Here is an 11,285-nt window from a genome sequence, read left to right as displayed (position 1 = left end):
AAGCAGGGTAAGATTTTACTTTAAGGTAAACAGGTAAGTAATAAGGTTCTTATAATCTTCAATAAAGTTATCTTGGTTTAATGATTTAGCGTTAATTGCATACTTGCCATTAACAACAAAGGTAGGTACGCCACCAAGGAAACGGCCTTGGCTTAACTTATCTTGAATTTTCTTGTTACGCTTGGCTTGGCTAACAATAGAAAAACTCTTCATGCCTTTATCAAATTTAGCGCCATCACCACCTGCGGCAATAAATATCTTACGCACATCAGCTTCACCGGTAATAGGCTTTCTTAGTGTTTGAATATAGTTAAATACTTCTGCATTGAATTTTTTATCTAGGTTAAATTTCTCTGCGATAATGGCCGCTTTACTTAACAGAAACTGAATCTCAGGTGAAGCACCGCGCATAAAATCAACATGGGTTTTAGTTAGTTTAGCGCTCGGTGGAAGAACTTTCTCAAAGTCAGGTAAAATAGACTCAAATTGACGACAAGCAGGACAATAATACGAAAAGTATTCACGTAACTCTGGCTTTTTCGTTAACTCACCTGGTATTACTTTATAGTGCTTACCTTCAACATAATCAGCAGCATTTGCCGCAAAAGGTAAAGCAATAATAGTTAACAGGGTTATTAAAATTTTCTTCATAGTTCACTCTTTATTGTGATGTGCAAAAATAAATTGCCATGGATAGTAGCACTAATTATTTGCTCTGATAATGCTAGTCGATAACAAAAAGGTAAAAACTTGTTACCTTTAACGATTAGCGACTTAATCTCGCTGCGATACTTTGCTGTAGTGCCGCTAACTCGTTAAGCCTAACGATATAATCATCAACATGACCATAACCTGAACAAACATTTTACCAGTTAATGGCTTTCACTGGCTTAGAAAATATTCCTGATGACATAAAAAATATCCTTATATGCAACGCTTAACTTAATTAAGTATCGAGCATATAAGGATATTAAGGTTTAGTCTATAACAGCTGCTGACACGCTAATGTAGCGCTCAGCTGTGAAACTTTACTGTTGTAGATACAAAGAAAAACTTAAAGGCGCAATGGCTGCTTTGCTAGAATCATCAGATGACTGATGCACTAAAACAAAATCACCTTGTGCAGCAATAAAATCAAGCTTTTGCATTTGCGTTGACGTATTAAATACCACCAACACATTTTGCTCTTTATCTTGGCGACTAATAGCAAAAATACCTGGCTTATCTTGCGCATATAAAGTTTGCTGCTGACCAAAACGTAAGGCTGGATAGTCTTGATATAGCTGAGCGTACTGGGCTATTTCTAAATAAAACGGATGGTTAATATCAAAGTTATCATCGGCCGTGGTTTTATCTGTCGCGAGTAAATCATCATCGTTATAGCTAGCAACTTTTGACGGCATCATATCTTGGCGAGAAGCCTGATCGCCACCATCACCAACAAAACCTTGCTCATCGCCGTAGTAAATTACCGGTACACCACGGGTAAAAAAGATCATGGCATTAGCCAATGACTGACGCTGTATTTGTGCTTGCTCAGAGTAGTTAAAATCACTCTTGTGTAACGAATATGCGAAGCGCCCCATATCGTGATTACCAGTGAAATTAACTAATTGATTGGCATCATTGGTTTCACTGGTATAGAGATGATCTTTAGCAAACAGCTTAGCAAGTTCATCTGTGCCTTGTTGTTTTACCAACACCTTTTCAATGGTACTTTGCAAAGCGAAATCTAGTACCGAAGGAAGTTTTGCTTCACGAGTGAAGACGCTTAAGGCTTCTGGCTCAAAGCTATATACTTCACCAAACATTAAAAAGTTATCTATGCCCTGCTTTTTCGCATGAGCCATTAACGCCGGAGAAAACTGCTGCCAAAATTCAATATTAACGTGCTTAACGGTATCAATACGAAAACCATCAGGCTTAAATTCATCAATAATATCTTGGTAGATTTTGATCATGCCATCAACAACGCGCTTATCTTCGGTTTTGATATCATCAAGACCAGAAAAATCGCCATTGAGGGCACTTTCGCCTTGCCAGAAAGAATCACCTTGGTTGTGATATAAATCGATATCATTTAACCAAGCCGGTGTTTTAAGCTGTTCATTACCTGCTGGAATTAAGGGGGTATAACTGTCACCTTTAGCCAGTTGCGCCAGTGACTTATATGGGCAGCTATCACCTTTTACCAACCAGCCTAAACCGTCTTTACCGTGACATTCTTCATACTTAATAACGTCTGCGGTATGGTTAGTAATAATATCGAAAAATACTTTCATATTGCGCTGATGTGCTTGTTCAATAAAGTACTTTAACTCGGCATTACTGCCTAAATGTGGGTCAATTTCGGTAAAATCTAAAATCCAATAGCCATGATAACCAGAACTGCCGGTTTGCACCGCTTGGTTACGTAGAATCGGCGTAAGCCAAATGGCGGTGATGCCCATATTATCTAAGTAATCTAACTTTTTAGTTAACCCGGCTAAATCACCGCCGTGATACATACCTTTATGGCTGACATCTAAGCCACCATGAGATAAGGCACGTTTTTTATCATCAGCCTTAGCGCCTAAATCATTAGATTTATCGCCATTATAAAAACGATCAGGTAAAACAAAATAAAAGACTTCATCTTGGAACGAGCGCTCAGCGTACGGAGCCAAACTCGCTGCTTTTGCTTGTTTAACCGCATCAGAGTGATCATGCGCAAGGCTCGATGCTGATAGCAGCAAGGCTGAATAGGCTAATGCTGTTACTATTTTTTTAGTTATAAACGTCATTAACACATCCTCAATTAACTGGACAATTTACCATAAAAACTGGCAAAGGCTGGCAGTAATAACTTGTCTGCTTCAATACTTGCAGTCACTAATTGATGCTCAGTTAAAGCTGTTATCTGCTGCTCATTCATTTGCAATGAAGATAAGGTTAACTGCTGTGCTTTATCTGATAAGTTAAAACAAACAACAAGTGTTTCATCTTGATAGCTGCGCGTAAATGCCAAGATAGGCTCAGGACAATCAAGCAATTCTATATCACCGTATAATAAACTCGGGTGTTTTTTACGCCATTGATTAAAGTGACGGTAACTATTTAAAATAGAGTCCACTTGTGTTTCTTGCACATCAACGGCTTTGTCAGCATGCTCTGCTGGTACAGGCAACCAAGGCTTAGCTTGACTAAAGCCAGCATTAACTTGCTCTTTATGCCAAGGATGCGGCGTACGACAACCATCACGTCCTTTAAACTGTGGCCAAAAGGTAATACCGTATGGGTCTTGAATGTCTTCATAGGCGATATCAGCCTCAGTTAAGCCCAACTCTTCACCTTGGTAACTACACACACTACCGCGCAATGAGGCAATCATAGCAAATAACATTTTAGCAAATTCGCCTTGTTGATAGCCGCCCCAACGGCTTACCACACGTTGAACATCATGATTTGAAATCGACCAACAAGGCCAACCATCTGAAACACGCGACTCAAGTGAGCTAACCACTTGCTTTATATAGCCAGCAGTAAAATTATCGGTTAATAAATCAAAGCTATAACCCATATGCAAGCGATGATCGCCCTGGGTGTATTCAGCCATAGTTTTTAGTGAATCTTCAGATGAAATTTCCCCTAAAGCCACAGTGCCTGGGTACTTATCTAATAAGGCACGGATTGATTCAATAAAGCCTAGGTTTTCATCTTGGGTATTATTGTAGTAGTGATACTGGTATGCATAAGGATTCTTCTCATCAAAACCAATACTTTGTCTTAATTCTTTTGGTTTTGCTGGGTTATCACGTAGCTGGGCATCATGAAAACAGAAGTTAATTGCATCTAAACGGAAACCATCAACACCGCGCTTTAACCAAAATTCAACATTATCTAATACTGCTTGGCGAACTTCTGGGTTATGGAAGTTTAAATCTGGCTGACTTGATAAAAAGTTATGTAAGTAATATTGCTGACGACGCGGTTCCCATGTCCAGCCTGTACCACCAAAAATTGATAACCAGTTATTTGGCGCTGTGCCATCTGCTTTAGCATCGGCCCACACATACCAATCTGATTTATCGTTATCTTGGTCTTCTCGACTTTCTAAAAACCACTGGTGCTGATCTGAGGTATGACTTAGCACCTGATCTATCATGATCTTGATACCTAAAGCGTGCGCTTTTACCACCAGCTCATCAAAGTCAGCTAAAGTGCCAAAAATTGGGTCAATATCGCGATAATCACTAATATCGTAACCAAAATCTTTCATTGGAGATTTAAAAAATGGCGAAATCCATATTGCATCAACACCTAGGCTGGCAATGTAGTCTAATTTAGCAATGATACCGGGTAAATCACCAATACCGTCATGATTTGCATCATTGAAGCTACGCGGATAAATTTGGTAAATAACAGCGCCACGCCACCACATTTGTTCACTCATTTAGAAACCCCAGTATTATTTGCTAGGTATCAGCTAGCTGTACCCAATTATTCTTGTCTTTAACCTTGTTAGCTTATCTAGGGCGTATTTATCTTTGTTTAATAATTCAGCTGAGAAATAAAATCCCTTTAATCAAGGCAAACGTTGCGCAGTTTAGCCAGCTAAATTAGCAACTTTTAACGCAGAGTAAATGGATTTTAGCCTCAGCCCCTAGGGCAATGGCTATTTTTAACACTAGCGGCATTAGTATTCACTCATTTGGAACAACCAAACGGCGTTCATACTGCTTTGCTATTGATAAAAATAGCTCATTGCTGAAAATATCAACAAAGGTCAACACGCCCTAACAAGGCTGTAAAAAGAATACGCAATTAAAATTACCGGTAACAGCCTTTGCATACGTATGCATGGCTTTTCCCACAAATTACATACGTATGTATTACTTGCAACTAATGACTCATTCCACATAAACACTTTGCATACGTATTCAAGATATCACTGCAAGCGGTCTGGGGTTATTATCAAGCAGTTAATGACATTATATAAGGGTAATGCTTTGTTGTATTTTGCTATAAGAAAATTCGCCTTGTTAATCAAAAATATCTTTTTAATCAGTGCTTTTGTTGGAGCCTTTAGTGCTTGGGCAACCAGCCAAAGTAACCATTATCTCAGCCACAAAGTAACCGATCAGCAAGTTATAATTGCCACTAAACAGGCGCAAGTTACTCTAACTAGTTATGGTCATGGTATTGAGGTGCATTACCAAGATAATGATAAAAAAACTTCCACGCTGCCATCGTTTGCCATTAAAGAACAGGCAAAACGCCAAGCATTTACCTTAAGCAGTGATAAAGATTCATTAACCCTTAAACAAGGTAACTTAAGCGCAATTGTCACAAAACAGCCATTTAGCATACGTTATTTACACAATAATCAGTTATTAGTTGCTGAAGAAGCAGGATTTCTATCAGAAAAAGCCCTTGCTAGCCACACTCAAGACAAACAAGCATTAGCGTCACTTAGCCACGGTTTTCGCTTTAAGCTCAAGCAAAGCGAAAAGCTTCTTGGTACTGGCGAGCGTGTACTAGGTATGGACAGGCGCGGACATCGCCTGCCGTTATACAACAAAGCACATTATGGCTACACAACCGAATCTAGCCAAATGAACTTTTCTATTCCGGCGGTTATGTCTTCTAATAAGTACATTTTATTATTTGATAACTCAGCTAAGGGCTGGCTTGATTTAGGTAAAACCGAGCAAGATATCCTACAATTTGAAGCCGTTGGCGGCCGCGCTTCTTATATCATCTTTGCTGGAGAAAATTACCCTGAGCTGATTAATAATTACGTTAATTTAACTGGCAAACAGCCAATGCCACCGCGCTGGGCACTAGGTAGCTTTGCCTCTCGCTTTGGCTATAGAAATCAGCAAGAAGTGCTGAGCACAGCAAGTAAGTTTTTAGATTTAGATATCCCACTTGATGCCATTATTCTTGATTTATACTGGTTTGGCGCAGACATCAAAGGTCATATGGGCAACTTAGCCTGGGATAACAACACTTTTGCTGAGCCAGAGAAAATGATTACAAAACTGAATGAGCAAGGGGTTAAAACGGTATTAATCACTGAGCCTTTTATCTTAAACAGCTCTAAACGCTGGCAAGAAGCTGTGGAGCAAAACGTTTTAGCTAAAGCAGCTAACGGCGAGCCTAAACGCTTTGATTTTTATTTTGGCAATACCGGGTTAATTGATATTTTTAATCGTGACGCCACCAGCTGGTTTAATAAAATCTACACAACATTAGCTGAGCAAGGCGTTGCAGGCTGGTGGGGCGATTTAGGTGAGCCTGAAGTGCACCCTAGCGATACCTTACACACCTTGGATGATGGCACAGTTGTCAATGCCGACGAAATTCACAATGCCTATGGTCATCAATGGGCTAAAATGCTTTATGAAAATCAATCAGCCCACCAGGCCAATAGCCGACCTTTTATCTTAATGCGCTCTGGCTTTGCCGGCTCTCAACGATACGGCATGATCCCATGGACAGGTGATGTTAGCCGCTCTTGGGGCGGGCTAAAACCGCAAGTTGAGCTCAGTTTACAAATGAGTTTATTAGGTATGGGCTACACTCACTCAGATTTAGGCGGCTTTGCTGGCGGGGAAGAATTTGATCAAGCCCTGTACATTCGCTGGTTACAATACGGCGTCTTTCAACCAATATTTCGCCCACATGCACAAGATAACATCGCCTCAGAAGTGGTTTATCACGACAAAAAAACGCAAGATATTTTGCGTGAATTTATTAAGCTCAGATACCAATTATTACCTTATAACTACACGCTAGCCTATGAAAATTCAACAACCGGCATGCCGTTAATGAGGCCACTATTTTTTGAAGATGAAACTAACTTAAGCCTAATTAATAACAGCCACAGCTACTTATGGGGGGATGCTTTCTTAGTAACTCCTGTCGTTGATGAAAAGCAAAAATCAGTGAGTGTTAACTTACCACATGGCGTATGGTTTGATTACTTTACAGGTAAACGTTACCAAGGTGAGCAAAGTATTCAATTAACGCCAACACTTGCCACTTTACCTGTATTAGTCCGTGCAGGTGCTTTTGTTCCCATGATTGATAGCATACAATCTACAAAGGATTACAGCAGTGAAAAGTTGACTCTGCACTATTATGCCGATAGCTCGGTAAAACAAAGTGCTGGCAAGATGTTTGAAGATGATGGCAAGAGTCGAGACAGTATTGCTAATAATCAATATGAATTACTGCAATTTGCTGCCAAGCATATTGATGATGAGCTTTCGATTGCCCTGTCTCAGCAGGGCGACTATGCAAGCAGGCCAAATGCGCGAGAAGTCACCTTAGTTATTCATCATTTAGCGAGCAAACCCGAAAAAGTAGTGAGTCAGCATATCACTATGAAGGTAAGTGACAATAAAGTAAGTAAGGCTTATTGGAATAATAAAAATAACACATTGTCGGTGACTTTCACTTGGCAGCACCAACCAATGACTTGGAAAATAAAATAAATGACAACCCCTAGTACACAACAGCCCGTTAACCTCATTGCCGATATTGGCGGAACGAATATCCGCTTGGCTTTGGCTGATATCAACCACAGTGATAAGTTTACCGACTTACAAACCTTTCGCTGTGCAGATTATGACAGTTTAGCCGATGTTATTAGCCAGTATATCGCCAGTAAAAACCTACAAGATAGCCAGATTAACGCCTGCTTAGCTATCGCATGCCCGGTAGATGATGATCTAATTTCTATGACTAACTTGCCTTGGCAGTTTTCCCAGCAAGCGTTAAAAAAGCAATTAGGCTTAAAGCAGCTGACGCTAATTAATGATTACACTGCTATTGCCATGGCTATCCCCTTGCTTAAAGCAGAGCAAAAAGTACAAATTGGCTCAGGCGAAGCAACCGCTAACAAACCTATTTCAGTGTGCGGGCCTGGTACTGGCTTAGGTGTGGCTAACTTAATATCAGTAGATAACAAGTGGCACTGTATTAGCGGTGAAGGTGGTCATGTCGATTTTGCCCCGGTTGATGCCATAGAAATTGAAGTCCTTGCTTATTTAAAAACCAAAAAAAGCCGAGTGTCATACGAGCAACTCTTATCTGGCTATGGCTTAGAGCAGATATATCAAGCCTTGATGTTTATTCAACATGGTAAGGAATGCGATAAATTAACGGCACAAGAAATTAGTGCTAATGCCATCAATAAGTATTGTGCGGTTTGCCAACAAAGCTTAACCATATTTTGCCAAGTACTCGGTAGTTTTGCCGGTAATCTTGCTTTAACACTCAATAGCCAAGGCGGTGTATATATTGCTGGTGGCATAGTTCCGCGCTTTATCGATTATCTAAAAGCAAGTCAGTTTAGAGCCAGATTTGAAAGCAAAGGCCGTTTGTCTCATATTCCTAAACAAGCACCGACGTATGTTATCACCGAACAACAGCCAGGTTTGTTAGGTGCAGCGGCTTATATTCTGCAATCGTGATTGAATACGATTGAATACGTATGTAATAGATAGCTGTTAATTGGCAGAATTAGTATATTGAGGAGATTAGGCGGTTTACGATGTTAGCCTCCTGAGACACACTATGTTTGATTTTTTGCCATCCTCTTTTGGCATAAGCACTCTAAATCCTTAGGTTTGGAGTGCTCTTTTATCAAACACTCAACAATTATTATAAGAGTTAGATGTTATGACCACAGCAAGCAAAAACCAATCTAAACCGCGTCTTAGTTTTTGGCAAATTTGGAATGTGAGTTTTGGCTTCCTGGGCGTTCAATTTGGCTTCGCGCTGCAAAACGCCAATGCCAGTCGAATATTGTCGGATCTCGGCGCAGATTTACACTCACTCTCACTGTTTTGGCTAGTTGCCCCTGTGATGGGCTTAATTATTCAGCCGCTTGTTGGTTCAGCATCAGATAAAACCTGGAACCGCTTAGGTCGACGCACGCCCTATATTCTAGCCGGTGGTATAGCAGCCGCTATTGGCATGACATTAATGCCAAATTCAGCAACGCTGGCAAACTTTATAACACCACTTATTTTTGGCGCCATGATGTTAGCCATTATGGACGCTTCATTTAATTTAGCATTTCAGCCATTTCGCGCTTTAGTTTCTGATATGGTGCCAGCCGAGCAACGCAATATCGGCTATTCAATTCAGTCTTTTTTAATCAATATCGGCGCGGTACTTGGCTCTATTTTACCTTTCGTGCTTACCAATGTAATTGGCCTTGAAAACACAGCAGAAGCCGGAAAAGTTGCGCCATCAGTCATTTGGGCGTTTTACCTTGGCGCTTCGGTAATGCTCGGCTCTGTGTTATGGACAGTATTTAGAACCAAAGAGTATGCACCTGGTACTAACGGTTTAGCGCAACTTGATAGCCAGCAAAATAATTTAACTATTTGGCAAAAGCTCTGTGGATTTTTTGCCCTAATGAAAACCATGCCAAGCACCATGAAGCAACTGGCTATTGTGCAATTTTTCTCGTGGTTCGCACTATTTATTATGTGGGTTTATACCATGCCAGCCATCAGCCAACATATTTGGGGTGTAGAGGCAAAATGGTTTGATCCAAGCTATTTAGCGTCTGTTAGTCATATTCCAGCAGACATTGCCGCAGCTAAAGGTACCGCGGGCGATTGGGTCGGCATTATATTTGCTGCTTACTCATTATTTGCCGCTATTGCCTCATTGTTTTTAGCCAAAGTAGCCAACAGCATTGGTCGTAAACTTACCTACTCACTATCTTTACTTGCTGGCGGCATAGGGTATTTATCGATTATGTTTATGCAAAACCCTGAGCCAACGCTGGTAAACCTATTTATTACCCAAATTGAAGTGCCAAAAGGCGCGGTATCATTATTCTTACCTATGGTAGGCGTGGGTATCGCTTGGGCAGCAATATTGGCTATGCCATATGCAATATTAGCAGGCTCATTACCAGCGAAACAAACCGGCGTTTATATGGGAATTTTTAACTTTACCATAGCAGCACCACAAATTATTTCCGGCATTTTCGCTGGTTGGATATTAACGTCGGTATTTAACAATCAAGCCATCTATATCATTATGCTTGCAGGTATCGCTATGATATTGGCAGCAGCATCAGTATTTTTTGTTAAAGAAGGTGTAGAGCAACCAAGCTCAGCAACAGCTAAAGCCTCTGCCTAACTAAACTTATTTACAGCAAATTTCTGACACTAAAAAAGGAGTTATCCGCCAAGATAACTCCTTTTTAATTTTGCCAACCAAAGGTTACTAGCTTCCACAAGACTTTCGAATAACTAACTCTGGTTTTATCTGGGTAGTTTTTGTTGATTCTCCGGCAATTAAATCCAGTAGGCTATCAACCAGTAATTCACCAGCTAATTTGGTATCTTGTTTTACCGTTGTTAGTGGTGGAAAGGTAAAACTCGCAATAGCAATATCATCGAAGCCCACCACAGCCACTTGCTCTGGTATGCTAATACCGTGCTCTTGTAGTGCGCGCATAGCACCAATGGCAATAAGATCACTGGCTGCACAAATGGCATCAAACTCCTGCTTAGATTCAATTAATTTACACGCAGCTTTATAACCGGCATCTTCGGTATAAAGGGCATTAATTTGCATGCTATCGATTACAGCCAAGTTGGCTTCTGTTAACGCCTGACAATGACCTTTATAGCGTTCAAAAAATTCTGGTGCGTGGCTTGAAGCACTACCTAAAAATGCTAATTTATTATAGCCTTGTGCAATAACGTGCTCAGTAATTTCCTTGCCACCTTGAAAGTTATCACAACCAATTGACACTAAAGGCAAGTTTTCTACTTCTGCGCCCCAACGAACAAAATGAGTACCCTGCTCAGTTAATTGCACTAGTTTTTCTTCAAAATCAACAAAGTCGCCATAACCTAGTAAAATTAAGCCATCAGCCTTGTTACTGTCTTCAAAATCAGCGTGCCAATCATTACTGGCTTGCTGAAAAGAAACCAATAAATCATAACCTTTTTGTGCACAAGCACGGGTAATACTACCTAGCATAGACAAAAAGAACGGATTAATTGCCGAGTCATCATTGGTGGGGTCTTCAAACAGCAATAAAGCAATGGTATCACTTTGCTGCGAACGCAAGTTACTGGCGTTTTTATCTACCTTGTAATTCAACTCTTTCGCAATTGCTTGGATTTTTTCTCTGGTTGCAGCATTAACTAAAGGACTATTTCGCAATGCACGAGATACGGTTGATTGAGAAACGCCCGCTTGGTATGCAATATCAAATGAGGTAGCTTTTTCTTTCACAGTGTCACATCCAAAACAATAAT

At 40.4% G+C, this 11,285-nt stretch carries 7 protein-coding genes; 3 read left to right on the top strand and 4 right to left on the bottom strand.

Going from position 1 to position 11,285, the window contains the following annotated elements; genetic code table 11:
• Nucleotides 1–15 precede the first annotated feature (15 nt).
• From EMK97_RS14545 to EMK97_RS14535, 3 genes are all read right to left on the bottom strand, one after another.
• Nucleotides 16–651, bottom strand: a complete 636-nt coding sequence (locus tag EMK97_RS14545) for a thiol:disulfide interchange protein DsbA/DsbL (protein ID WP_130603400.1) — start codon at nt 649–651, stop codon at nt 16–18.
• A 377-nt stretch (nt 652–1,028) separates the two neighbouring features.
• Nucleotides 1,029–2,783, bottom strand: coding sequence for an alpha-amylase family glycosyl hydrolase (locus EMK97_RS14540; protein ID WP_130603398.1), 1,755 nt, complete (start codon nt 2,781–2,783; stop codon nt 1,029–1,031).
• Between the two features lie 14 nt (nt 2,784–2,797).
• Entirely contained in the window at nt 2,798–4,432 is a 1,635-nt protein-coding gene (locus EMK97_RS14535) for an alpha-glucosidase family protein (protein ID WP_130603396.1), read from the bottom strand.
• 532 nt (nt 4,433–4,964) lie between these two features.
• Between EMK97_RS14535 and EMK97_RS14530 the strand changes: the two genes are divergently transcribed.
• The 3 genes from EMK97_RS14530 to EMK97_RS14520 all read left to right on the top strand — a co-directional run bounded on the left by EMK97_RS14530 (nt 4,965) and on the right by EMK97_RS14520 (nt 10,152).
• The gene (locus EMK97_RS14530; RefSeq protein WP_130603394.1) at nt 4,965–7,481 is read left to right on the top strand and encodes a TIM-barrel domain-containing protein; all 2,517 of its coding nucleotides are present in this window, start codon (nt 4,965–4,967) and stop codon (nt 7,479–7,481) included.
• Nucleotides 7,482–8,462 carry a glucokinase gene (locus EMK97_RS14525; RefSeq protein ID WP_130603392.1) on the top strand — a complete coding sequence of 327 codons (981 nt, stop codon included), beginning with the start codon at nt 7,482–7,484 and terminating at the stop codon, nt 8,460–8,462. It begins immediately after the preceding gene.
• Between the two features lie 208 nt (nt 8,463–8,670).
• Entirely contained in the window at nt 8,671–10,152 is a 1,482-nt protein-coding gene (locus EMK97_RS14520; RefSeq protein ID WP_130603390.1) for an MFS transporter, read from the top strand.
• Nucleotides 10,153–10,239: 87 nt separating this feature from the next.
• Here EMK97_RS14520 and EMK97_RS14515 read toward each other — a convergent pair whose 3' ends face one another.
• Nucleotides 10,240–11,262 (bottom strand): LacI family DNA-binding transcriptional regulator, encoded by a 1,023-nt coding sequence (locus tag EMK97_RS14515; RefSeq protein ID WP_130603388.1) that lies wholly within the window; start codon nt 11,260–11,262, stop codon nt 10,240–10,242.
• Nucleotides 11,263–11,285: the final 23 nt, after the last annotated feature.

This window comes from Litorilituus sediminis, from assembly GCF_004295665.1.
GTDB classification, from domain to species: Bacteria; Pseudomonadota; Gammaproteobacteria; order Enterobacterales; family Alteromonadaceae; genus Colwellia; species Colwellia sediminis.
This window is presented reverse-complemented; position numbering and strand designations above follow the sequence as displayed.

What these genes read in the sequence shown, in the direction of transcription:
- EMK97_RS14545 (WP_130603400.1), bottom strand. Translation starts at nt 651, where the DNA reads ATGAAGAAAATTTTAATAACCCTGTTAACTATTATTGCTTTACCTTTT.
- EMK97_RS14540 (WP_130603398.1), bottom strand. Translation starts at nt 2,783, where the DNA reads ATGACGTTTATAACTAAAAAAATAGTAACAGCATTAGCCTATTCAGCC.
- EMK97_RS14535 (WP_130603396.1), bottom strand. Translation starts at nt 4,432, where the DNA reads ATGAGTGAACAAATGTGGTGGCGTGGCGCTGTTATTTACCAAATTTAT.
- EMK97_RS14530 (WP_130603394.1), top strand. Translation starts at nt 4,965, where the DNA reads ATGACATTATATAAGGGTAATGCTTTGTTGTATTTTGCTATAAGAAAA.
- EMK97_RS14525 (WP_130603392.1), top strand. Translation starts at nt 7,482, where the DNA reads ATGACAACCCCTAGTACACAACAGCCCGTTAACCTCATTGCCGATATT.
- EMK97_RS14520 (WP_130603390.1), top strand. Translation starts at nt 8,671, where the DNA reads ATGACCACAGCAAGCAAAAACCAATCTAAACCGCGTCTTAGTTTTTGG.